The sequence below is a fragment of the Paenarthrobacter sp. CM16 genome, assembly GCF_013179505.1.
Lineage (GTDB): Bacteria > Actinomycetota > Actinomycetes > Actinomycetales > Micrococcaceae > Arthrobacter.
Genome location: NZ_JABMCX010000480.1, coordinates 1 through 2,065, shown reverse-complemented (window position 1 = coordinate 2,065; position 2,065 = coordinate 1). Strand labels below are relative to the sequence as shown.

Sequence of the window (2,065 nt, the reverse complement as noted above, 5' to 3'; positions counted from 1 at the left end):
CGTTGATGTCACCACCGAATACCCCGGTGGTGACCTGTCCGAGCTTTTGCCAGACGTCGCCGTCGGCCTCTATACCCAGGAAAGCCGGCAGTTGCGAGAGCGCCACCAGCAGTGCGATTCCATTGAGGTATCCGAGCCGAATGGGTTTGGACAGCAAACCCGTGATGGTCCCCAGTTTCAGGGCGGAGCCCGCCAGCATGAACGCACCCACCAGCAGGGCCAGGAGCCCTGCCAACGCCACGGACTTACCGCTGTTGCCCGCTGCGAGGGGCACAATCGCCGCAGCGATCAACGGGGCCAATGCTGAGTCGGGTCCGAGGACCATGATGCGGGAAGGGCCCACCGCCGCGTAAACCAGCAGCGGTACGACAGTTGCGTAGAGGCCGGTGACAGGAGGCAAGCCGGCTGCCTGCGCATATGCCATGCCAGCGGGCACCAACAGGGAGAACAGTGCCGCACCCGCAATGAGATCGTGCCGCAGCCATTCACGCTTGTATCCCTTAAGGACCCAGAGGCTGGACAGCCGGTCCTTTGCGGAAGGGCGGGTGGTTGCTGCATTCATACAGCGATCATTCCCGACCCCCGCTGTTTGCGGAACAGGATTCAAGGCCTATGTGGAAATCCGTGCCGTCTCAATCCACGTTCAATTGTGACGTCCCGGGAGCATAATTGACCCAGTACGTCCCCCTGTAACTTCGCATGAAATCAGGTCGCGGTGAACGGACAGAGCAGTTCTACACTCAAGCCCATGCTGCACTTTGGATGGTTTGTGGGCCACGGATTCGGTGTCCAGGGGTGGGGGACGCCCGGTTACGGCCTGGGTTACGACTGGAAGAAACCCGCCCTCTACCAGGAGGCTGTCCGGGCGTTCGAACGATCCGGGTTGGACCTCTTCATCATTGAGGATTCCCTCACGGTGCCGGACACTTATGGCGGTTCGGCCGAGGTTTCCCTGGCCCACGCATCCTTCGCGCCCAAGCATGATCCCTTGGCATTGGTCCCGTATCTTCTGTCCGCCACCGAGCATCTGGGGATCGTCCCGACGGTCAGTGCGTCCTTCTATCCGCCCTTCACTGCAGCCCGTCTCCTAGCCACTTTGCAGCACTTTTCCGAGGGGCAGTTGGGCTGGAACGTGGTGACTTCCGGCAGCGACCTCGCGGCGCAAAATTACGGGCTGGACCAGCAGATCGAACACGACCTCCGGTACGAGAAGGCGGAGGAATTCGTCGACGTCGTCAGGCGGCTGTGGCGCAGTTGGGAACCTGACGCCGTGGTTGAGAACGTTGAGGCAGGTGTGTTCGCGGACCACACCAAGGTGCACCCGATCAATCACGACGGCGACTTCTTCAAGGTCCGTGGTCCCCTGAACACGGCGCCGCTGCCGGAGGAACCCGTGTTGGTGCAGGCCGGTGCGTCGCCCCGGGGCAAAGCGTTCGCGGGCGGGCATGCTGATGTGGCCATTGCCTTGGCACGTGGTGTTGAGGGCATGAAGTCCTACCGGGATTCCATCAGGGCGGAAGCTGCCCGGGCCGGCAGGAACCCCGACGACGTCAAGGTACTTTTTGTCCTGAAGCCCACCGTTGTGGGTTCTACTGCCGAGGCCGAGGAATTGCGGGCCCGGCGCCGGGAGCTCAGCCAGCGCGATATCGACAGCCAGCTGAACTCCATTTCCTATCTCTCGGTGATCGACTTCAAGAAGTTCGACCTCGACGCACCCCTTCCTGAGCTGAGCACCAACAGCAACCAGGGCACGTTGGAACACTTCGCCAAGGCGGCACCTCCCGGTTCCACGCTGCGGGAGATCCTGCAGGCCCGCAGCGGCGGAGCAGGGGATTCGATCATCGGCACCGTGGATGAAATTGCTGACTATCTGGAGTCCACCGGGGCCGAGGTCGGCGGCGACGGTTTCCTTTTCTCCGGCTTTGTGGACCCTGTGACGGTGCACGGGGTGTTGGACAAGCTCACTCCGGAACTGCGGCGTCGTGGCCTGTTGAGGAAGAGTTACGGCAACGGTGGGTTCCGGCAGAATCTCCTGGACTTTTGATGGCCTCTGCTGAGCCCCGCA

2 protein-coding genes are annotated in these 2,065 nt (G+C 62.0%); one reads left to right on the top strand and one right to left on the bottom strand.

What is annotated here, in order from left to right; all coding sequences use genetic code 11:
- The coding region (locus HP499_RS23645) for a SulP family inorganic anion transporter (protein ID WP_172326481.1) at positions 1–562 on the bottom strand (562 nt) is incomplete at its 3' end.
- Positions 563–715: 153 nt separating this feature from the next.
- On the opposite strand from HP499_RS23645, the gene HP499_RS23640 reads away from it, so the two are divergent.
- Positions 716–2,044 (top strand): NtaA/DmoA family FMN-dependent monooxygenase, encoded by a 1,329-nt coding sequence (locus HP499_RS23640; protein ID WP_172326480.1) that lies wholly within the window; start codon positions 716–718, stop codon positions 2,042–2,044.
- Positions 2,045–2,065: the final 21 nt, after the last annotated feature.